Annotated in this window: 16 protein-coding genes; 8 read left to right on the forward strand and 8 right to left on the reverse strand. The window is 73.4% G+C overall.

Annotated elements, in window-relative coordinates:
- Position 1: 1 nt before the first annotated feature.
- The 6 genes from Q5530_RS10160 to Q5530_RS10185 form a co-directional block, all read right to left on the reverse strand.
- Positions 2-1,681, reverse strand: a complete 1,680-nt coding sequence (locus tag Q5530_RS10160; protein ID WP_415361922.1) for a protein kinase domain-containing protein — start codon at positions 1,679-1,681, stop codon at positions 2-4.
- Between the two features lie 108 nt (positions 1,682-1,789).
- The gene (locus Q5530_RS10165) at positions 1,790-3,154 is read right to left on the reverse strand and encodes a serine/threonine-protein kinase (RefSeq protein ID WP_415361923.1); all 1,365 of its coding nucleotides are present in this window, start codon (positions 3,152-3,154) and stop codon (positions 1,790-1,792) included.
- 442 nt (positions 3,155-3,596) lie between these two features.
- Positions 3,597-4,427, reverse strand: a complete 831-nt coding sequence (locus Q5530_RS10170; RefSeq protein ID WP_415361924.1) for a hypothetical protein — start codon at positions 4,425-4,427, stop codon at positions 3,597-3,599.
- 158 nt (positions 4,428-4,585) lie between these two features.
- Complete coding sequence (locus tag Q5530_RS10175) at positions 4,586-5,359, reverse strand: hypothetical protein (protein WP_415361925.1); 774 nt, start codon at positions 5,357-5,359, stop codon at positions 4,586-4,588.
- 129 nt (positions 5,360-5,488) lie between these two features.
- A complete protein-coding gene (locus Q5530_RS10180) occupies positions 5,489-6,511 on the reverse strand; it encodes a hypothetical protein (protein WP_415361926.1) in 1,023 nt (340 codons plus the stop codon).
- 184 nt (positions 6,512-6,695) lie between these two features.
- Positions 6,696-7,010, reverse strand: coding sequence for a hypothetical protein (locus tag Q5530_RS10185; RefSeq protein WP_380634901.1), 315 nt, complete (start codon positions 7,008-7,010; stop codon positions 6,696-6,698).
- Positions 7,011-7,074: 64 nt separating this feature from the next.
- Between Q5530_RS10185 and Q5530_RS10190 the strand changes: the two genes are divergently transcribed.
- Complete coding sequence (locus tag Q5530_RS10190) at positions 7,075-8,163, forward strand: histone deacetylase (protein ID WP_415361927.1); 1,089 nt, start codon at positions 7,075-7,077, stop codon at positions 8,161-8,163.
- Here Q5530_RS10190 and Q5530_RS10195 read toward each other — a convergent pair.
- On the reverse strand, positions 8,132-8,404 hold the full coding sequence (locus Q5530_RS10195) for a chorismate mutase (RefSeq protein WP_380634897.1): 273 nt from the start codon (positions 8,402-8,404) through the stop codon (positions 8,132-8,134). The two genes, Q5530_RS10190 and Q5530_RS10195, sit on opposite strands and share 32 nt — an antisense overlap.
- Positions 8,405-8,618: 214 nt before the next feature.
- On the opposite strand from Q5530_RS10195, the gene pcrA reads away from it, so the two are divergent.
- Positions 8,619-10,931, forward strand: a complete 2,313-nt coding sequence (gene pcrA, locus Q5530_RS10200; protein ID WP_415361928.1) for a DNA helicase PcrA — start codon at positions 8,619-8,621, stop codon at positions 10,929-10,931.
- A 411-nt stretch (positions 10,932-11,342) separates the two neighbouring features.
- On the forward strand, positions 11,343-11,648 hold the full coding sequence (locus Q5530_RS10205; RefSeq protein ID WP_380634893.1) for a hypothetical protein: 306 nt from the start codon (positions 11,343-11,345) through the stop codon (positions 11,646-11,648).
- Here Q5530_RS10205 and Q5530_RS10210 read toward each other — a convergent pair.
- Positions 11,638-12,303 (reverse strand): M23 family metallopeptidase, encoded by a 666-nt coding sequence (locus Q5530_RS10210; RefSeq protein WP_380634986.1) that lies wholly within the window; start codon positions 12,301-12,303, stop codon positions 11,638-11,640. The two genes, Q5530_RS10205 and Q5530_RS10210, sit on opposite strands and share 11 nt — an antisense overlap.
- Before the next feature lie 1,296 nt (positions 12,304-13,599).
- Between Q5530_RS10210 and Q5530_RS10215 the strand changes: the two genes are divergently transcribed.
- The 5 genes from Q5530_RS10215 to Q5530_RS10235 all read left to right on the forward strand — a co-directional run bounded on the left by Q5530_RS10215 (position 13,600) and on the right by Q5530_RS10235 (position 20,273).
- Positions 13,600-15,234, forward strand: coding sequence for a hypothetical protein (locus Q5530_RS10215; RefSeq protein ID WP_415361929.1), 1,635 nt, complete (start codon positions 13,600-13,602; stop codon positions 15,232-15,234).
- 420 nt (positions 15,235-15,654) lie between these two features.
- On the forward strand, positions 15,655-16,824 hold the full coding sequence (gene sucC / locus Q5530_RS10220; RefSeq protein WP_415361930.1) for an ADP-forming succinate--CoA ligase subunit beta: 1,170 nt from the start codon (positions 15,655-15,657) through the stop codon (positions 16,822-16,824).
- A gap of 2 nt (positions 16,825-16,826) precedes the next feature.
- The gene (gene sucD / locus Q5530_RS10225) at positions 16,827-17,717 is read left to right on the forward strand and encodes a succinate--CoA ligase subunit alpha (protein WP_415361931.1); all 891 of its coding nucleotides are present in this window, start codon (positions 16,827-16,829) and stop codon (positions 17,715-17,717) included.
- A gap of 174 nt (positions 17,718-17,891) precedes the next feature.
- A complete protein-coding gene (locus Q5530_RS10230) occupies positions 17,892-18,551 on the forward strand; it encodes a DUF5336 domain-containing protein (RefSeq protein ID WP_415361932.1) in 660 nt (219 codons plus the stop codon).
- Between the two features lie 102 nt (positions 18,552-18,653).
- Positions 18,654-20,273, forward strand: coding sequence for a DUF6350 family protein (locus Q5530_RS10235; RefSeq protein ID WP_415361933.1), 1,620 nt, complete (start codon positions 18,654-18,656; stop codon positions 20,271-20,273).
- The last annotated feature ends 50 nt before the right edge of the window (positions 20,274-20,323 follow it).

A 20,323-nucleotide genomic window follows, 5' to 3' on the forward strand; every position in this document is an offset into this window, starting at 1 on the left:
CCTACGGCTTGCCCAGGTTCTGCTCGTTGGAGATGAACAGGCTCTGCTGGGCCCACTGGAGCACGATCAGCTTCTTCTCCTCGCTGGTCGTGCCGTCCTTCATGCGGAAGGTGACCTCGATCACGTAGGCGAAGTCCTCGTTGTACTCGACCTCGTCCAGCTCGACCGACTCGACCCGGTCCCACCAGTTCCGGTAGCTCTCGAAGCCGCCCTGGACGTTCTGCATGGACGGCGCCAGGCGCGCCCAGCTGTCCTCCAGGTTGCCCGGCACCAGCGCGTAGTAGTCGCGGAGGGCCTGCTCCTGCTGCTGGCGCGTCGGCGTGGAGGTGTACGTGGCGGGCGGGCCGGCCGACTTCTTCGTCTGCGAGGTCGACGGCTCCCCGCCGGCGGCCTGCGCCGTGCTGGAGGACGTGGGCGACGCGGCGTCGTCGTTCGGCGAGTTGTCGGAGAACACGCTGGCCAGCATGATGCCCACCACGGCCGCGCCCGCGATCGCCAGCGCCGTCAGCACGGCCGACCGCTTGTTCCTCAGCTGACCCGACCCGCCGGTGCGGGGCGAGCCGCTCGCCCCGGGGGACCGCTTCCGGCCGGCGTCCGAGTGCTGCGGCGGGGGCACCGGGGCCACGCGCGTAGCCGGGTGGTGCCCGCCCTGGTTGTGCGCCGACTGGTTGTGCCCGCCCTGGTGGTGCGCCGCGGCCTGGTGGTTCTGCCCCTGGTGGTTCTGGGTCTGATGGCTCTGGGCCTGGTGGCTCTGGCCGACCGGCGGCATCGCGCGGGTCTGCGCGGGCGCCTGCACGGGCGAGCCCTGCCACGACGGCGGGTGGCTCTGCGGCATCGGCACCGGGAAGTCCGGCGCGGCCCGGCCCGCGGCCACCGCGGCCAGCGCCTCGCGCGCCTCCGCCATGGTCGGCCGGTCCTCCGGCTCGGCGCGCAGCAGGCGCATCAGCAGCGCGGTCAGCGGCCCCGCCTGCTTGGGCGGCACCACCTTGCCCGACGCGACCTGGTGCAGCAGCGCGATGGTGTTCTCGTTCAGGCCGAACGGGGGCGCGCCCTCGACCGCCGCGTACAGCGTCGAGCCCAGCGAGAACACGTCCGACGGCGGGCCCGGGTCGTAACCCTTGGCCACCTCCGGCGCCAGGTAGGCGGGCGTGCCCGCGAGCATCCCGGTCGCGGTGACGGTGACGTCGCCGGTGGCGCGGGAGATGCCGAAGTCGGTGATCTTGACCGTGCCCTCGTTGCCGAGCAGCACGTTGCCGGGCTTGATGTCGCGGTGCACGATGCCCGCGTTGTGCGCGGCGGCCAGCGCGGAGGCCACCTGCGAGCCGATCGAGGCCACGTCCCGGGGCGGCAGCGTGCCGCGCTCCGAGAGGGCCGCCGACAGGCTCTGGGACGGCAGGTACTCCATCACCAGCCAGGGCTGGCCGTCGTCCTCCGCCACGTCGTAGACCGCGATCGCGTGCGGGTGCTGGAGGCGGGCCGCGATCCGGCCCTCCCTCATCGCCCGGCGCTTGGCCTCGTCGGTGTCCGCTTCGGCCAGGCCGGGCTGGAGCAGCAGCTGCTTCACGGCCACGGTCCGGTGCAGGCGCTCGTCGTGCGCCTGCCAGACGATGCCCATCGCTCCGCTGCCGATCCGCCGGCCAAGGCGGTAGCGGCCGGCGACCAGGCGGCCATCGTCGGTCACGGCGTGCTCCCAGGTAGCTGCTAGGGCTCTTCAGCGGCGAAATGCAGGACGCCACTAGGACAAAGACGTTGCGTCACCCGATCGGGTTCAACGCCCACCTTACGAGGTTCACTGCTGCTCCTGTGTGGTGGGCGGCACCTGGGGTGTCGTCGTGGGCGGCGTCGTGGTCGGCGCCGGCCTCGTCGTGGTGGTGGGGGGCGTGGTGGTGGTGGTCGGCGCCGGGGCCTCGGTCGTGGTGGTGGGCTCGGGCTCCGGCGTGGTGGTCGTCACCTCGACGGTGACCGTCTCCGTCTGCACGGTGGTGGTCACCGGGGGCGGGGTGGTCGTGGTGGTCGGCGCGGGCGTGGACGTGGTGCTCTCGTCCGCGGGGGGCGTCGTCGGGTTCCGGTCGAACACGTCCAGCGCCACCAGCAGCACCCCGAGCAGCAGGATCACGCCCAGCACCACGGCGGTGATCACCAGCGGCCTGGTGCCGTTCTGCCCGGCCGGCGGCGCGACCGGCGGCATGGCCCCCGTGCGCGGGCCGACCGTGCGCGGACCGGGCCGCACCACGCGGGTGCGGTCGGGGTCCACCACGGTCGTGGCGCCCGCGCCGACGACCGGCGCGATGGCGGTCGCGGTGGACGCCGGCATCCCGGTGAGGCTCGGGTTCCGGCCCTGCGCCACCGCGTTGAGCAGGTCCCGGGCCTGGACCATGGTGGGCCGGTCGGCCGGGTCGTAGTTCAGCAGGCGCAGCAGCACGTCGGTCAGCGGGTGGTCGACCGTCGGCGGGTTGATCCGGCCCGCGGCGACCGCGTGCAGCACGCCCAGCGTGTTCTCCGACAGCCCGAACGGCGGCTCGCCCTCGGCCGCCGCGTACAGCGTCGAGCCGAGCGAGAACACGTCCGAGGCGGGTGTCGGGTCCTGGCCGCGGGCGATCTCCGGGGCCAGGTAGGCGGGCGTGCCCGCGATCAGCCCGGTCTTGGTGACCGTGACGTCGTCGCTGGCCCGCGAGATGCCGAAGTCGGTGATCTTGACCAGGCCGTTGTCGGCGAGCAGCACGTTGCCGGGCTTGACGTCCCGGTGCACGATCCCGGCGGCGTGGGCGGCGGCCAGCGCGGCGGCGGCCTGCGCGCCGATCTGCGCCACCTCCACCGGGTCGAGCGGGCCGTGCTCGGCCATCGTGTCGGCCAGGCTGTAGGACGGCAGGTACTCCATGACCAGGCACGGAGCGCCGTTCTCCTCCACCACGTCGTAGACCGCGATGGCGTTCGGGTGGTGCAGCTTGGCGGCGATGCGGCCCTCGCGCATGGCGCGCTGGATCGCCTCGTCCTGCTCGCGCTCGTCCAGGCTGGGCTGGAGCAGCAGCTGCTTGATGGCCACGATGCGGCCGAGCCGCTCGTCCTGGGCGCGCCACACGACGCCCATCGCACCGCTGCCGATCCGGTCCAGGAACCGGTAGCGGTCGGCGATGACACGACCGTCGTTGCTCACCGGACCACCTCGCTGGGGCGCTGCGTGACCGCGGCAAGGGCAGCTGGTCTCACGCTCGGGCTCCTCGTCGTGCGGATCGGTGCGCGGAACAGGCTAGGCCACCGCTCGCCCGCAGAGCCTACCCCGGCCCGAACTACCGCTCGGGCACCGTTGTGCAGGTCACGCGAGCCGAGGGGTGACCGGGAAGGGATACCTGATGCCGGCGGAAAACGGCACCCGTTCGTGTGAAGATCACCACGATTGCGGCCGAACGGCCCAATCCCCGCCGCCCACGACCCCCGGTGGGCGCGAGTCGAACACCCGGACCCACCGTGTCGAACACCCGGGACCCCCGAGTTCGTCATTCGGGACATCGGCGTGTCGCCCACCCGGGCACCGCGTGTCGTCGACCTCGGTGCCGCGCATCCCCCGTTCCGGTCGGGCGTGTCGACCGGTCGGGGGATCAGTTCGACGGGGCGAAGAAGTCGAAGCCGCCGATCGGCTCCAGGATGCCGCCGAGGTCCAGGCCGATCCCGACGCCCGGCGCGGGCTGCTCGGAGGACGAGGGCGGCGGCGTGCTCGGGTCCGCCGAGGACGGCGTGGTCGAGGGCGGGGTGGTGCTGGAGGAGGGAGGCACGGAGGACGACGAGGGCGGCGGCGGGGTGCTGGTGCTGCTGGGCGGCGGCGTCGTGGTGCTCGTGCTCGGCGGGGTGGTGGTCTGGTTCGTCGTGGTGCTCGGCGCCTGCGTGCTCGTCGGCGCCTGCGCGAGGGGGACCTGCCGCTGCTGCGGCTGCGTGGCGCGCTGCGTGCGCTGCGTGGTGGTCTGCTCCGGCGCGTCGGTCGTCGTCTCCGCCTGCGCCTGCTGGACCTCCTGCTGCTTGGCCGCGGCGGTGAGGTCCTTGGTCAGCGTGTTGGTGGCCCGCGCGGCCTGCCGGGCGTCGAAGCGCACCTCGGCGAGCGGCCGCTCGTCCGGCGAGGACACCAGGCTCGACGCGGTGAACGCGACCGCGCCGGCGAGCACCACACCGCCACCGGCCATCGCCACGATCTTCGGCACGGGCAGCCCGCCGCCGCGCTCCTCCTCGCCGGCGCGCCCCTCGCGGCGCAGCAGCTCGGTGATGTGCAGCTCGCGACCCGAGAGGTTGGCGGCCGGCTTGAACCGCACCGTCTCCGGCTCCACCTCGGTGATCCGCGGGATCGGCTGCGTCTCCGCCTCGCGCCTGGCCACCAGGTCGGCGACGGACAGCTGTGCCGTCGAACCATCCCGCCGACGGCGTTTGTCGTCGTTCGACACCGCTGGACACCTCTCCCGGGGAGTGCGTTGCGCTACTGACCGGGATCATGGATACCGAATCGTGACCGAGTTCGTAACCCCTTCGGGGGAAGTTTGGCACAGAAACACAGTTGACATCAACGCTGTGTTAGTCCCATAGCGCGAAAAGTCACGGGGAGTCAGTTCCGCTGGGCCGACAGCACCTCGGTGCCGACGATGAGCGGGACGGTCGTGTCGGACAGCCGGAACAGCTGCTCGACCCGCATCCAGCCGCCGGTGCGCTCCTGCATCGACACCACCGCGAGCACGGCGCCGCCCGGCTGGAGCGTGGTCGACTCGATGGTGATCGCCTGCACCCGGTCCCACGCCGCCACGAACTCGCGGGCGTCCTCGCCCAGCAGCTCCGGGGCCAGCAGCCGCAGGGCCTCCGCGGGCCTGGCGGGCAGCAGCTCGTAGAACCGCCGCACCACGTCCACCCGCGGCCGCGGCCCGGGACGCGGCGCGGCGGGCATCACCACGGCGTCGCCGGTCGGCACCTCCACGGCCTGCGGCGCGGTCGGCCGGTCCACCGCGAGCAGGTCGGCCCGGCTGCCGCCCAGCTCGGCCGACAGCAGGTCCGGGCGCAGCGCCGGTGGCCCGCTGATCTGCGGCGGCGCCTCGACGAACGGCCGCTCCGGACCGGCGTCGCGGTGCCCCGCCAGGACGGTCGCCGCCGCCACGGTCGCCAGCAGCACGACCACACCGGTGGTCACGCCGACGAGCTTGGCCACCCGGTTGGGCGGCCGCCGCGCGGGTGGGTCCGCGAGCAGGTCGCGGACGAGTTCGTGCGCGGCGGTCCGACCGCGGTCCCCGGACCGGATGCGCAGCGGGGCCGGCTGCTGCCTGATCAGCTCGGCCACGCTCACCGAGCCCGCGCGGTTGTGCCGGCGGCCGCTCGTCGTAGGGCGCTGCACTGGCGACTCCCTCGCTGTGACGTCGCCAGCACTCGTACCGTCTCCCACCAGCGAAAAGCCAGCTCAGGGCCGGAGTTCACCCGTTCGTGGCGACCAGTGGTCGGTCGCTGGGCGCTATCGGGTGAACGACTACGGAGCGACGTGCCGTTCCGCGTTCCCGGTGGACCCCTGGGCGCCGCCCGCCGGTCGTTCGGCGTTGATCAACGGCTCGCCGGTGGTGGCGAACCCGAGCTCCCGCTCCTCGACGACCCGGGTCCCGTCCTTCCGGGTCAGCTGCAACGTGCTCAGCGTGACGCCCTTCGCCGGATCCACCCGGATGGCGGTCACCTCGACCAGCGACACGTCCGCGAACCGCTGCGCCAGCAACGCCTCGGCGCCGGGCCGGAAGGAGTCCGAGACCATCGCCAGCGCGGTGCCCGCGTCGCGCACCGCCTCCTCGTAGAACCGCTCCGTGCGCGCGGCGATCACCAGCCCGTCCACCCGCGGCGGTTCCGCGCCGCCCGGCACGGTGGTGACCTCCGGCGACCCGGTCGGCGCGGCCAGGACGGCGGCGGCGGCGGGGGCGGCGTCGCCGGCGGCGGGCTCGGCGGTGGTCGGCGCGGCGTCGACGGGTTCCGCGACCACCCCGACCCCGGCGGCCCGGCGCCGCGCGTCGGGCGACCGGGGCGCCTCCGGGCGCCCCGGCTCGGCGGTGGCCGGCGCGGCGGTGTCGGGCGGCGGGCTGGTCGCGGAGCTGGACCCGGTCAGCAGCGGCACGTCGGTGGGGTAGCCGGGCAGCCCGACGCGCTCCGCCGGGCCACCCGAACCGACCAGCTCGGCCGCCGCCAGGGCCAGCCCGACCAGCACGGCCGCCGAGGACAGGACCGCGAACCACGCGGCCCGCTTCCACGTCCCGGGCGGCGTCGCCGACGCGGGCACCAGGCCGATGTTGAACTTGCGCAACCCCACCGCGTCGCTGTCCGCGAGCGGGTCGCGTGCGCGCTGCACGGGCAGCGCCGACGCGCCGTACGCGCGTTGCGGCGGCAGCGCCGGGGTCGACGGCGGCGCCGGCGCCGCGGGCGAGTGGTCCAGTTCGCCGCCCGCGGGCAGCCACATCGCCGCCCCGTCCTCCGACCGGTGCCGTCCCGAGCGCTCCGGTTCCCCGATCTCCATGCGTGTGGATCCCTCCACCCCGCTCTCGCGACCCTCGCGACTGCGCACCTGTTCTGCTCAAGTGGCGCGGGGTGGGGGTGGGACGACGAGGGGCCCCGCGACCACCTCAGGGTAGGCGCAGGGCCCCGAGCGGACGGCCCAAATCAACCTCGGAGCGGCAAGTGACACTCGGAAGAGTGAATCTTCACCTGCCGCTGTTCAGCTGCTTGCGCGTGCCCTGGAGCGAGTTCGCCGCGGCCAGGCCGGCGCCGCCCGCGATGAGCGCGCCGATGATGTCGCCGGACACCCCGCCGCCCGCGGTGATCAGCAGGCCCACGAGCGCGATGATCGTCGTCACCCCGGCGAGGGTCCACCGGCTGCGCACGTACTGGGCGATGGGCGCGCCGGCGGCGCGCTTGGACTTGGCGGCCGAGCCCAGCATCGCGAGGTAGCCGTCGTGCGCCAGCGTGGCCAGCACACCCACGATCGCGATCAGGCTCGTGATGAGACCGATGACCATGCCAACAGTGTGCCCACGCCCAAACCCGCTGGACCATGGGTGATCGCCCTGATATCCACCCCCGGTGGAGGTCTTCTGGCACGACGCCTGCCTTGAGCACGACACCGGGAGCGGCCTGTGGGAGCTGCCCGGCCGCTGGGACTGGCTCGACGTCGCCGAACCGCACCCGGAGAACGCCGCCCGGCTGCGCACGTTCCGGCACGCCCTGCGGCACGGCCCGGTCGCGCCGCACCTGACCTGGTCGACCGGCCGGTTCGCGGACGGGGAGGAGCTGGCCCGCGTCCACACCCCGGACTACCTGGCGCGCCTGCGCGAGGCGTGCCGGGAGCGCACCTGCGTCGAGGTCAACACGGTCGTGGGCCCCGGCTCCTGGGACGCGGTCCGCGCCGCCGCGGGCACCGCCCTGGCGGCCCTGGACGCGGTCGCCGCCGGCCGCACCCGCCTGGCCTACGCCCTGGTCCGCCCACCCGGCCACCACGCCCAACCGGACCTGCCGGACGGGTACTGCCTGGTCAACAACGCCGCGCTGGTCGCCGAGACCGCGCGCCGCGGTGGCCGGCGGGTGGCCGTCCTGGACTGGGACGTGCACCACGGCAACGGCACCCAGGAGACCTTCCGCGACACCCCGGACGTGCTCACCGTCTCCGTGCACATGCGCCACGGCCCGTGGGGCGCCAACCACGCGCAGACCGGCGCGCCCGACGAGAGCGGCCCGGCCAACGTCAACGTCGAGCTGTCCCTGGGCGCGGGCGACCTCGCCTACCGGCGGGCGCTGGAGGAGATCGCGTTCCCGGCGCTGGCCGAGTTCGGCGCGGACCTCCTGGTGTGCGCCTCCGGGTTCGACGGCTCCGCGTTCGACCCGAACGGCAGGCACAACCTGACCGCCGCCGGCTACCGGTGGATCGGCCGGGCGGTGTCGGACCTCGGCCTGCCGACCGTGCTCACCCAGGAGGGCGGCTACCTGCGCGGCTACTCGGCGCTGTGCCTGCACGCCCTCGTGGAGGGCCTGCTCGGGCTGGAGCTGCTGGAGGACCCGCTGGCCTACGTGCCGGACGACACCCAGCTGGTGGACGCGGACCTGGACCGGGCCAGGGCCGCGCTCACCGACTGGGCGTTCGCCACTAGCGCCCCAGCGGGCCGCGGCCGAGCTTGAGCAGGACCATGGCCAGGTCGCGGCCCTCCGGGCCCAGCTCCCGGTAGCGGTTGAGCACGTCCAGCTCGCGGTTGTGCACGATCCGCGTCCCGCCGGCGGCCATCCGCGCCGCACCGATGATCTTGGAGATCTCGATCCGCCGCTTCACCAGGCGCAGCAGCTCGGCGTCCACGTGGTCGATCTCCTGGCGCAGCGCGTCGATGTCCTGGGCGGACTCCGTGCCGGTGTCGGTGCTGTTCATCGTGACGACCTCTCGGGGTGGTCTGCGGAGTGCCGGCCCCGGCAGCAGCGAAGCCCCGGGTCCGAGGACTCCGGGGCTTCGTGGTGGCTGGTCGCGCTAGCGGTCCACGGGAGCCGGAGTCCGGTTCCCGTAAAAGTAGAAGTTGGCCGCGAGCACGACCACATCATGCCACAGCCCCCGGCCCGTCGGGGGTTGCGGGTAACGTGGACAGGCGATGAGCGCCTTGTTCGACTTGCCCTCAAGTCCCCCCGCCCCCCGGACCGCGCGGCTGCTCGACGACCTCAACCCGGCCCAGCGCCGGGCCGTCGAGCACGCCGGTTCACCGCTGCTGGTCGTCGCGGGCGCGGGGTCCGGCAAGACCCGCGTGCTCACCCGGCGCATCGCCCACCTCCTCGCCGAGCGGGGGGTGCACCCCGGCGAGGTCATGGCGATCACCTTCACCAACAAGGCCGCCGCCGAGATGAAGGAGCGCGTGGCCGACCTGGTGGGCCCGCGCGCCCGCTCGATGTGGGTCTCCACGTTCCACTCGATGTGCGTGCGGCTCATGCGCCGCGAGGCCAAGGTCCTCGGCATGTCGTCCAACTTCTCGATCTACGACTCGGACGACACGCGCCGGCTGATCACGCTGGTGGCGCGCGACCTGGACCTGGACCCGAAGCGCTACCCGGCCCGCACGCTGGCCGTCCACATCTCGAACCTGAAGAACGAGCTGGTGGAGCCCGCGACCGCGAAGGACCGGGCCGCCAACGACCTGGAGCGCCGCGTCGCCGAGGTCTACGAGAGCTACCAGCGCCGGCTCACCGAGTCGAACTCGCTGGACTTCGACGACCTCATCATGAGGACGGTCGAGCTGCTCCAGAACCACCCGGACGTGGCCGAGCACTACCACCGCCGGTTCCGGCACGTGCTGGTCGACGAGTACCAGGACACCAACCACGCCCAGTACACGCTGGTCCGCGAGCTGGTCGGCACCGGCGCGGACGGCGTCCCGCCCGGTGAGCTGTGCGTGGTGGGCGACGCGGACCAGTCGATCTACGCCTTCCGCGGCGCGACCATCCGCAACATCGTGGAGTTCGAGCGGGACTACCCGCAGGCCACCACCATCCTGCTGGAGCAGAACTACCGGTCCACGCAGACGATCCTGAGCGCCGCGAACGCGGTCATCTCGCGCAACCCGGACCGGCGCGACAAGCGGCTGTGGAGCGACCTGGGCGACGGCGAGAAGATCGTCGGCTACGTCGCGGACAACGAGCACGACGAGGCGCAGTTCGTCGCCAACGAGATCGACCGGCTGGTCGACTCGGGCGACGCGAACAACGGCGAGATCGCCGTGTTCTACCGGACCAACAACCAGTCGCGCGTGTTCGAGGAGATCTTCATCCGCCTCGGCCTGCCCTACCGGGTCGTCGGCGGCGTGCGGTTCTACGAGCGGCGCGAGGTGCGCGACGCGCTGGCGTACCTGCGGGCGCTGGCCAACCCGGACGACACGGTCTCGCTGCGGCGGATCCTCAACGTGCCCAAGCGCGGCATCGGCGACCGCGCGGAGGCGTGCGTGGCCGCCCACGCCGAGCGGGAGCGGGTCAGCTTCGCGGTGGCGCTGCGCGCCGCGGTGGCGGGCGGGGTGGCGCTGCTCAACCCGCGCTCGCGCAACGCGATCGCCGGGTTCGTCGAGCTGATGGACGAGCTGGGGAAGCTGGTCGAGCGCGGCGACGACGTGGCCGACGTGCTGGAGGCGGTGCTGGAGAAGACCGCCTACCGGGCCGAGCTGGAGGCCAGCGAGGACCCGCAGGACCACTCCCGCGTGGAGAACCTGAACGAACTGGTCACGGTGGCCCGCGAGTTCACCGACCTGGGCGCGGCCGTGCCCGTGCCGGACGAGGACGAGGGGCTGCCCGCGGAGGGCTCGCTGGCGGCGTTCCTGGAGCGGGTGTCGCTGGTCGCGGACGCGGACTCGGTGCCGGACGCGGAGTCCGACGGCGTGGTCACGCTGATGACCCTGCACACCGCGAAGGGCCTGGAGTACCCGGTGGTGTTCTGCACCGGCTGGGAGGACGGCGTCTTCCCGCACATGCGGGCGCTGGGCGACCCGGCGGAGCTGTCCGAGGAGCGCCGGCTGGCGTACGTGGGCATCACGCGGGCCCGGCAGCGGCTGTACCTGTCGCGGGCGCTGGTGCGCTCGGCGTGGGGGCAGCCGGCGGCGAACCCGGCCTCGCGGTTCCTGGACGAGATCCCGGCCGACCTGGTCGAGTGGCGGCGGGTGGAGCCGAGGCGCTCGGCGCCGTCCGCGCCCACGTCGTGGGGCCGCTCGTCGACCTCGTCGCGGCCCTCGCCGTCGAACTCGCAGTGGAAGGACACGCCGGCGGTCAAGCTGGACGTGGGCGACCGGGTGAGCCACGACAAGTACGGGCTGGGGCGCGTGGTGGCCGTGGACGGCTCCGGGCCGCGCGCGACCGCCACGATCGACTTCGGCGGGGCCGGCACGGTCCGGCTGATGCTCATCGGCGGGGTGCCGCTCGTGAAGCTCTGAGGGCTTCCCGGAGCTTGTTCCTCACTCGTCCGGGTTGAATCCGTTTTCCGGGCAACCCGGATCGGTCGTGCGCGTCTTCAGGTTTGTCACCAGCGGGATGGCCGGGCGTTCGGGGCGCGGGGTCATCGGGGAGCCGCGGTCGTGGCGCGGGGGGATCGCGGGAGCCGTGTCGGGGCGGTGACCGCGGTGGGAATCGTCGGCAGGGGGGCCTGGGCGGCGGTTCTCGTGAGGGGGAGGTTCTACGAGGGGAGGGCCGGGTCGCTTCGGCGGCCCGGCTTCTCGCGTTCTCGGCCCGGCCTCCGCGTTCTCCGCCTGGGCCCTCGGTCCCCGCTCCCGGGCTCTCGTGCGCCCCGCCACCGCGTTTCCGCAGCTCAGACACCCCGCGACCGAAAATTGTCGGTGCCCGGGTGTTTGATCCACACCGAGGCCGACGACACGGGGGTGTGCGGTGTGGACGAGGTGCTGGCCCGGCTCTTGGACGAGCGCGTGGGGGACTACCTGGACGCGGTGGACCGGCTGGGCGCGCGCGGTGGCGCGCCGGGCCTGGAGGCCCGGCGGTTGGCCGCGGCGTGGCGGGCGCTGCTGGGTGTGCACCGGCGCACGCCCGCCGGACGGTGCCGGCGGTGCGTCGAGCGCGGGCGCATGTGCGCGGTGTGGCGGGTGGCCTGTGCCTACTTCGTGCACCGGCTCCCGTTCGACCGCGGGGTCAGACGCTGATGCCCTTGGAGTTCAGCCAGGTCAGCGGGTTGGTCTTGCGGCCGGACGCGTCCCAGACCTCGAAGTGCAGGTGCGGGCCGGTGGAGAAGCCGCGGTTGCCCATCCGGGCGATCTGCTCGCCCGCCCTGACCCGCTGGCCCTCGCGCACCGAGTAGGTGTCGACGTGGCCGTAGACGGTGACCGAGCCGTCGGCGTGCTCGACCTTGACCCAGAGGCCAAAACCGCTTGCCGGACCGGCCTCGATCACGACACCATCCGCGGCGGAGAGGATCGGCGTGCCGATGGGACCCGCGATGTCGATGCCGTAGTGCATCGTGCCCCAGCGTCCGCCGAAGCCGGAGGTGAAGTCACCGGCGGCCGGGCGGGCGAACTTGGGGCGCGCGGCCTCGGCGGCGGCGGCCTCGCGGTCCTGGGTGATCTGCTGGCTCTTGACGAGCTTCTGCGCCTCGGCGGCCGCGTCGACCGTCTTGGCGACGGGGAGGACCTGGGGTGCGGCGGGGCCGGTGCCGCCGACGCCGAACGCGGCGGCGCCCTCGGCGGCGTTCGCGAGGGGGGTCACCTCGTCCGAGCTGCTCGGCGAGTCGGAGCCCAGCGCGTGGAGCGTCTGCCCGGCGCCTGCGGCGGCGAACGCGCCTACGGCGACAGCGGCGACCATGATGCGGCCGCGCAGCGCCGAGGGGGGCGGCGGGATCCGGTGCGTGGCCACAGCACGCGTCGAGGCACGGTCTACCGCCTCTTCGAGCGCGTTCGAACTCGTATGGCCGCCGGGGGAGCGGTGTCGAGACAAAACCTGACCTTCCGTCTTCGGGGAGTCCGGTCGGACACCGGGCGGGGGATCCCGGTTGAGCCGGTTGGGGTAACCGACTCCCTGTCCAGGTTGTGACCAGACCGTGACAACGGACCGGGGGACAGTAACGGCGCGGAGCCCTTAAGGGCAATCCCTGGTGGGGATCTCTACCGATTAGCGGTCAGGTGGACTACTCGGCACATGACTGGTGACTTTGGGTCATGACAGCGCTACTAAACCGCGAGCGTGCAGGCACGATGGGGTGATTCTGGACGTCATACGAATGCGTGATGGCGATCACAAAGAGGTAGAGGTGCGCCCGGAGATCGTGAGCCAAAGGTGACCTGAATCACGTATCCGGTGCTCCTGGGTGGCCGAAACCCGCTACTCCAACCGGACGTCACCCTCTGGTGAGCGCCCGAGCACCTCACGCCGGGTCACATCACGGCGTGGTGGAGCGGGTACGGCTCGGCCCCGTCCCGAGCTGTCCGGGTCCCGGGCTGTCCCGCCCCGGGCGGTTCGCGCCCCGGAACCCTTGACGGCCCACGCCCCGGGCGTGGTCAGGTCCTGCTCCGGAATGGTCTGCGCGGACGCGCTCCCCAGGCGTTCGCGCAACGCGGTGGTCGGCCGCGCTCACCGCTCCGGTTCCCCGCCTCCGCAGCACCCCCGACAGCACTGCGAAGGCGGACCGGTCGTCCCCCGGTGCCCCGTGCACCAGACGCGAATCGGGTGCCCGCCACTTCCGGGGTCGAAACGGGCCGGGGCGCCGGCCGGACGGTTCGGGGGAGCCTCCACCACGCCCTCCAGCCTGCAATTGCTCTTCAGCGATGATGAGGTGGAGCGGGATCGGCGGACATCCCCGCACCCGGCGGTTCTTGCGGCACCACCTGGCGAAACGGCGAACCGGCCAAGATCGTCGGAAACGCCGGTTCCTTCCCCGAGGGGCGGCGGCCATCCCCGGTCCCGCCCACCCCCACCCCGACCGGATTTCCGCGCTAGACCACCCGTACGGGTGAGCAAAGGCGACATCAGGCCCAACTCGGCGGCACCCAGGACCCGTTCCCGCGCCGGACCAGGTCAGGGCTCGGGGGCCGCCGGCGCACCGGGGGGACCGCCCCCGCGACGGTGCGCGGGACCTCCCCGGCCTTTGCTAGCGTCCGACCGGTGATCCGAACCGGAACCGCTGACCCGGTCGCCCCGACATCCACGAGGCTGCGGACGGCGGTCGGGCTCGCCGCCCTGGGCTCGGTGTTCGCGGCGGCGGCCCCGGTGGTCGGGGTGGTCGACGCCTCCGTGCCCCCCGCGTTCACCGCGTGGCCGCTGCTGGCGGTCCTCGCCCTGCTGCCCACCGCGCTCTCCGTCGTCCTGCTGGCCCGAGGTCAGGAGACGACCGCGGCGGCGGTCCTCGTCGCGCCCGCCGTGTTCGCGGTCGGCCGCCTGTTCAACGACCTCCAGATCGTGGTCGACCCCGTCGACACCTCCCGCCCCGAGCTGTTCCTCCTCACCGACCTCGGGTCCCCGGCCCCGGGCGCCGGGGCGTGGCTGCTCCTCGTCGGGCACGTGCTGGTGATCGCGGGCGGCGCCGCGGCCGCGACCGCCCTCGTCGAACCGGACGTGCGCAGCGAGCCCGCGGGGTTCGTCCTGCCGGCCACGGCGGGCCTGGTCGCGGCGGTCGGGCTGTTCACCGTTCCCTTCACCTCCACCGACGCCTTCATCCCGGCGCGCGGCCCGTTCGAGTCGGCCGCGCTGCCGATGGTCGGCGGCCTCCTGCTCACGATCGCCGCGCCCGTCCTGGCGGTGGTGGCCGCGAGCGCCACCACCCCGGAGGTCCGGCGGGGCGGCCTGCTCGGGCTGGCCGCCGTCCTGGTCGCCGTGGCGCTGCCGCCGGTCGCGACGGGGATCGCCGTCGACCGCGTCGGGTTCGCGCCCGGTCCGTTCCTGGTGCTGGTCGCCGCTGCGGCGCTGGCCTGGCCGCAGTCCGCCAGGGCGGAGCGCGCCGAGCCCTCAGACCCCGAGCTGCCCGGTCCGCGCCGCCTGCACGTGATCACCGGCTGCCTGGCGCTGGCCGCCGCGGCGACGGCCGTCGCGGGCGCGGTGACCGACCAGCTCGTGCTGCCCGAGGGGCTGCCGGTCCCGACGGACTACGCCGCCCGCCTCCTCTGGCCGGCCGCGATCGCCACCGGTGGCCTGGCGGTGGCCCTGCTGGCCAGGGTCCCGGTCCGGCCGGCGCTCGCCGTCGCGCTGGTCTCCGTCCCGCTGGCGGCCGCCTCCGCGCTCGACGCGGTCTTCGCCGCCACGCAGGTCGAGACCGTCGAACCCGGGCCCGGCACGTGGTTCACCGTGCTGGCGGTGGTCCTCGCCGCCGCGGCCGGCCTGGTCGCGGCCCTGGCCGGTTCGGTCGAGCGGGACGAGGCGGGCACGGCCGCAGGCGAACCGCCGCTGCCGCTGGTCGCCGGGACGTTGATCGCCGCCCTGCTGGCGCTGGGCGCGTTCGCCCTGCCGGTGCTGAGGGCCCCGGAGTACGCGCCGGTCGGCGCCTTCGACTTCCGGGTCGGGTCCTGGGGCCTGCTGCTGTCGCTGGTGTGGGTGGTGGTCGCGGCCGCGATCGCCCTCAAGGCGCGTCCGGGCCAGGGCGCGGCGTTGCTGCTGGGCGCCTCCCTGGTCACCGCGGTGCGGGCGCTGGAGTACCCCCTGACGTCGGGGCGGGCCGTGGACGCCGTGGCCGGGCCGGGCCTGTGGCTGGCCGCCGCCGCGACCGCCGCGTTCCTGGTGTCGGCGGCGCTGCGCACGGCGCGCTGAGGACGGGTGCTGAGGACGAGGCGCTGAGGACGGCGCGCTGAGGACGGCGCGCTGAGGACGGCGCGTTGAGAACGGTTCGCTGAAGCCGGTTCGGCTCACCGGCGCGGAGGGTCGCTCGCCGCCGGGTCGTGCGGAAGAGACGAGCGGTGCTCGGGTCCGCGCCGCCCGCCGGGTTGCTGAATCGGTGTGGTGATCGACCTCACCACCTCTATGACGGACTTCACGGGCGTGGGGTGCGGAGTAGTCCGGGCAGGTCGATAGTGTTCTGCGCAGCCGCGTCGAGCCGGTCCCCACGGCTGAGCCGGCGTTCCAGGTGATGCCTGGTACGTGGTGCACCAGGCCCCAGCCTGGAGCGCCGGACCTTCGAGGACCGCACCAGCGAGGACGCGGTGTCCGACACCGACGTCGCAGGAGACCCGAGTGGACCTGTACGAGTACCAGGCGAAGGATCTCTTCGCCGCCCACGACGTCCCGGTACTGCCGGGCGACGTGGCGACCACCCCCGCCGAAGCCAAGGCCATCGCCGAGCGCTTCGGCCAGACCGTCGTGGTCAAGGCCCAGGTGAAGACGGGCGGCCGCGGCAAGGCCGGCGGCGTCAAGCTCGCCGAGACGCCCGACGAGACCTCGACCAAGGCCGAGGCGATCCTCGGCCTGGACATCAAGGGTCACGTCGTGCACCGCGTGCTGGTGACCCCCGCCTCCGACATCGCGGAGGAGTACTACTTCTCCTTCCTGCTGGACCGGGCGAACCGGACCTTCCTCGCGATGGCCTCCGTCGAGGGCGGCATGGACATCGAGGAGGTCGCGGCGACCAAGCCCGAGGCCCTCGCCAAGGTGCCCGTCGACGCGATCAAGGGCGTCGACCGCGCCAAGGCCGAGGAGATCGTCAAGGCCGCGAAGTTCCCGGCCGAGGTCGCCGACCAGGTCGCCGACGTGGTCGTCAAGCTCTGGGACACCTTCGTGTCCGAGGACGCCACGCTGGTCGAGGTCAACCCGCTGGTCCGCGACCCCGAGGGCAGGATCGTCGCGCTCGACGGCAAGGTCACGCTCGACGAGAACGCCGGCTTCCGCCACCCGGAGCACGAGGCGCTGGTCGACAAGCAGGCCGAGGACCCGCTGGAGGCCAAGGCCAAGGCCAAGGGCCTCAACTACGTCAAGCTGGACGGCCAGGTCGGCATCATCGGCAACGGCGCCGGTCTGGTCATGTCCACCCTCGACGTGGTGGCCTACGCGGGCGAGCGGCACAGCGGGGTCAAGCCCGCGAACTTCCTCGACATCGGCGGCGGCGCGTCGGCCGAGGTCATGGCCAACGGCCTGGAGATCATCCTCAACGACCCGGACGTCCGGTCCGTGTTCGTGAACGTCTTCGGCGGCATCACCGCGTGCGACGCGGTGGCCAACGGCATCGTCAAGGCCCTGGAGATCCTGGGCGACGAGGCCGCCAAGCCGCTGGTCGTCCGCCTCGACGGCAACAACGTGGAGGAGGGCCGCCGGATCCTGGCCGAGGCCGACCACCCGCTGGTGACCGTGGTGGACACTATGGACAACGCGGCCGACAAGGCCGCCGAGCTCGCGGCTGCGGGGGTCTGACGATGGCTATCTTCATCAACCGGGACAGCAAGGTCATCGTCCAGGGCATGACCGGCGCCGAGGGCACCAAGCACACCAAGCGGATGCTGGCCTCGGGCACCACCATCGTCGGCGGCGTCAACCCGCGCAAGGCCGGCCAGAAGGTCGACTTCGACGGCCACGTGCTGCCGGTGTTCGGCACCGTGTCGGAGGCCATGGAGGCCACCGGTGCCGACGTGACCGTGATCTTCGTGCCGCCGGCGTTCGCCAAGGCCGCCGCGATCGAGGCGATCGACGCCGGCATCGGCCTGGCCGTCGTGATCACCGAGGGCATCCCGGTGCACGACACCGCCGCGTTCTGGGCCCACGCCGTGGCCACCGGCAACAAGACCCGGATCATCGGCCCGAACTGCCCGGGTCTGATCAGCCCCGGCCAGTCCAACGCGGGCATCATCCCGGCCAACATCTCGGGCGCCGGCAAGATCGGCCTGGTGTCGAAGTCCGGCACGCTGACCTACCAGATGATGTACGAGCTGCGGGACTTCGGCTTCTCCACCGCCATCGGCATCGGCGGCGACCCGATCATCGGCACCACCCACATCGACGCGCTGGCGGCCTTCGAGGCCGACCCGGACACCGCGGCGATCGTGATGATCGGCGAGATCGGCGGCGACGCCGAGGAGCGGGCCGCGGCCTACATCAAGGAGAACGTCACCAAGCCGGTCGTCGGCTACGTGGCGGGCTTCACCGCCCCCGAGGGCAAGACCATGGGTCACGCGGGCGCGATCGTGTCCGGCTCGGCCGGCACCGCGCAGGCGAAGAAGGAGGCCCTGGAGGCCGCGGGCGTGAAGGTCGGCAAGACGCCGTCCGAGACCGCCGCCCTGATGCGCGAGATCATGGCTTCGATCGGCTGACATCCGCCCGTTCGTGGCAGACACTGGAGGCCACCTCCCGAGGGGAGGTGGCCTTCGGTGTGTGCGAGCACGCGTCCGGGGGAACCACAGGAGTCCGGTCGTCGTCGGAGAGTGCGCATCGGCTAGCGTTCTGCCGACGACCTGATCAGCCCACCAGTTGGAGGAGACACCACCATGTCCCAGCCGTACGGCGCCCCTCAGCAGCAGCCGGGACCGGCGCAGCCGGCGGTGGGCGTCAACCTGAACCTCATCCTCCCGCTGGTCGCCGCGGGTCTGGGCCTGATCGCCTACCTGCTGGCGTTCGCGGACGACGTCGCGTCGGTGCAGATCCAGTTCCTGCTGGCCGCCGCGGTGCTGGCGGGCCTGTCCGTGCTGCCGAAGGCGCCGCGGCTGCTGCCCGCCGCCGCCGTGCTCGCCGCGGTCACCACGCTGCTCCTGCTCCAGGACATCGTGAAGACCGAGGCCGACGTCGAGGGCATGCAGGTCGTCCTGCTGATCGTGGCGCTGCTCCAGACCGCCGCCATCATCGTCGCGGTCCTGCTGGACGCGGGTGTGGTGAAGCTCCAGCCCAAGCCCGCCAACCCCTACGCCCAGCAAGGCGGTTGGAACAACCCGCAGTCCGGCGCGTTCCCGCAGCAGGGCCAGCACCCGCAGCAGCAGTTCGGCCCGCCGTCCGGCCAGTTCGGCCAGCAGGCGCCGCCGCAGCAGCAGGGCCAGCAGCCCAACCAGCCGCAGCCGACCTCGTACATGCCGCAGCCCGGCCAGTTCAACCAGCCGCAGCCCGGCCAGGGCACCCCGCCCAGCGGGTTCGGCGGACCTCAGCAGCAGGGCTGACCAGGTTTGAGGAGGGGTGGCACCGGGATCCCGGTGCCACCCCTCTTCGCGTACCCGGCGTGCCTCACCCGAACGGCTCATCGCGACTGAGACAGTGGACAGGTGCCGGTGCTGCAGACGACTTCCCACGGCGCGGTGACCGACTCCGTGCGCCCGCCCGAGTTCTCCCGCGCCGAACGGGTGCGGGTGCTCGCCACGACCGCCGCGGGCTCCGTGGTGGTCGGCTACGCCGCGGTCGCCGCGCTGCTCGCGCTGATCTCCTCCACGGCCGCGCACGCCTCGTTCTCCACCACCGGTGTGCTGACCGCGGCCGCGCCCGGCTGGCTGGCCGCGCACCACGTGCCGCTGCGGTTCGACGGCGGGCAGCTCGGCCTGCTGCCGCTGCTGCCGACCGCGCTGGTGATGCTGCTGGTGTACCGGGCGGCGGCGGGCGCGGCCGACCGGTTGGGCCTGTTCGAGCCGCTCCAGGCGCGGTCGGTGGTGTTCAGCATCGCGGGCGCGCACGCGGGGGTCGGCGGGGTGATCTCGTTCCTGATGGGCGAGGAGGGCCCGGTGCGCGCGACGCCAGCGGTGGCGTTCTTCGGCTGCGCGGCGGTGTCCGGGCTGGCGGCGGTGGCGGGCGTGGCGCAGCGCTGCGGCCTGGTGGAGGTCGTGTTCGAGCGCGTCGACCCGGTGGCCAGGCGCGGCCTGCGGACGGGCGCGGTGGTGCTGTTCGCGTTGGCGGCGGCCGGCGCGCTGGTGCTGGCGCTGGGCCTGGTGCTCTCCTGGCCGACCACCGCGGCGCTGTTCGACCAGAGCGGCGGCACCATCGGCACCGGCCTCGGGATCTGGCTGCTGTGCCTGGCCTACCTGCCGAACGCCGTGGTGGGCGCCCTGTCCTACGTCGTGGGCGCGGGGTTCTCCCTCGGCCCGGTGGTGGTGAACCCGCTGGAGTTCACCGGCGGTGCGGTGCCCGCCGTGCCGCTGCTGGCCGCGTTGCCCGAGGAGCAGTCGGGGTGGCTGCCGCTGGTGCTCGTGCTGCCCGGCGTGATCGGCGTGCTGGCCGGGTTCACCCTGCGCGACGCCGCCCCGGTGCCCCGGTCGCGGGTGCGGGCGGTGCTGATCGCGGGGGTCACCGCGGGCGTGGGGGCGCTGGTGCTGGCCGCGGTCGCGGGTGGGGCGCTGGGCGGTGGGGCGTTCGACCCGGTGACCGTGCCGGCCGGGTTGCTGGGCGTGCTGACGCTGGTCTGGGTCGCCGTGCCGGGCGGGATCGTCGCCTGGTTCGCGGGTCCGCGCCCGCCGCGCCCGCCGCGCGTGGTCGAGCCGGTGGCGGTGGTGGTGCCCGCGGTGGAGGAACCGGTCGCCGCGGAGGAGGGGGAAGAGGAGGAGGGGGAAGAGGAGTACGACGAGGACTTCGAGTACGACGAGGACGAGTTCGAGGACGACCCCGAGGACCCCGAGGACTCCGAGGACTCCGCCGCCGAGGACTACGAGGACTACGAGGACTACGAGGACTTCGAGGACGACTACGACGACGACTTCGAGAACGTGCCCGAGGTCGGTTCCGACGAGCCGGACCCCGAGCTCGACGATCCCGAGCTCGACGATCCCGAGTCCGAGTCCGAGCCCGACCTCCAGCCCGAGTCCGACGCTGATCCCGCCCCCGCCCCCGACGCCGACCCCGGGCCCGGCTCCGACGAGTCGGCCGACCGCGACCCGGACCTGCCGACCGAGCGCCGGTGAGCACCGCCTAGGCTGCTCTTGAGCTGCTGTGACAGTCCCCAGCAAGGAGA

The organism is Saccharothrix sp. BKS2 (genome assembly GCF_047689505.1).
Lineage (GTDB): Bacteria > Actinomycetota > Actinomycetes > Mycobacteriales > Pseudonocardiaceae > Actinosynnema > Actinosynnema lopnurensis.